We start from the raw sequence: 1,203 nt of genomic DNA, 5'->3' as shown, positions 1-1,203 counted from the left end.
TGAGCGCCAATTGCTGTGCAAGCCAGAGTGCCACGAGGACTTATTCGCACCTTCCCTAGCTCAGTGTAACCATAATTCGCCTAACGACGAACGATCTGGAGAATCTGTCCTAGCCTACCCCATAAAAAAGATGCCCTCTTAAGTGGGCATCTTTCACTTGTCATGTAAGTAGAACAAGCCCTGCCTATTCGGCAGTTGTTTGCATTAACTTAAACATCGAAACGATTGTTTTTATCTTCAACTGCCTATTCGGCAGTTCACCCATCCTTGGTTAATTATCTCCGTCGATATTAATCTTCAGCTGCCTATTCGGCAGTTCACATTTCGTCATGGCGCTGCAATACTTCAGCTCTATCTTCAGCTGCCTATTCGGCAGTTCACTTCAACGATTGCATCGACCACTCCCATAGTTCATCTTCAGCTGCCTATTCGGCAGTTCACAACCTCGCCGGGGTCTGGCGTTCCTGCATCATATCTTCAGCTGCCTATTCGGCAGTTCACGGGCAGTACGAAACCACGCTCTACTTCAACAAATCTTCAGCTGCCTATTCGGCAGTTCACGGCTGCTCCCAGGCTTTATGTTTCGTCCTGGGATCTTCAGCTGCCTATTCGGCAGTTCACTATGAACACTATCTAAAATTTCACTAGTGTTCAATAGGTTGATGAATTTATTCTATTTTTACCATCTAAAAAAGATGCGGAAGAAAATGGCATAAATTCAGATGGTTAAGCGTTGCTCACAAAAAAGGGTTAACGGGTATCGTTCGGCTTGAATGGGCTCAGATCTGGCACTGTTCCGGTGAACTTTTGGTTAGTCGAGAGTCCGTATTGATTGAATTCAATCGATGTCGCCTGATTCACCGTCTCTTTTTGTATGTGAAGTAAAAAGTCTTGGCCTGTGCTTGCACTGCTGACCGCTGCGCAGTGAAACGGGTTTAGTTCTTTAGGTGGGTTTCGGGAGGCAGGCGTAAAGGCCTCACCTCTAGCCTCGGCTCTTTTTTTCAAACGTGCTAATCGCCTTCTACGATTCCCTGCAAATATCTTGGCTATGGTTTGATTTCGTTTGAACCGCACTTCTTTGCAGTTATCCGGGACTTTTGAAACCTCACTGAGTTTGAAAAATCCAATGTGCTTCATATCCTGAAAATAGGCTTGCTCTCTTAGCCCTGCCAACGTCTCTGCATCTGGATGGATAAAGGCAAT

1 protein-coding gene and 1 CRISPR repeat array are annotated in these 1,203 nt (G+C 45.7%); the gene reads right to left on the bottom strand.

What is annotated here, in order from left to right; translation table 11 throughout:
• Positions 1 to 233: 233 nt before the first annotated feature.
• Positions 234 to 621: direct repeats of the CRISPR family, unit length 28 nt; unit sequence ATCTTCAGCTGCCTATTCGGCAGTTCAC.
• Positions 622 to 750: 129 nt separating this feature from the next.
• Positions 751 to 1,203, bottom strand: a 453-nt coding sequence (cas6f, locus tag ON072_RS20990; protein WP_274626187.1) for a type I-F CRISPR-associated endoribonuclease Cas6/Csy4, incomplete at its 5' end; no start/stop codon positions are given.

The sequence above is a fragment of the Shewanella sp. K8 genome, assembly GCF_028823715.1.
GTDB lineage: Bacteria > Pseudomonadota > Gammaproteobacteria > Enterobacterales > Shewanellaceae > Shewanella > Shewanella algae.
Note: the sequence above shows the minus strand (reverse complement) of the source record. Positions and strands in the feature narration are given on the sequence as shown.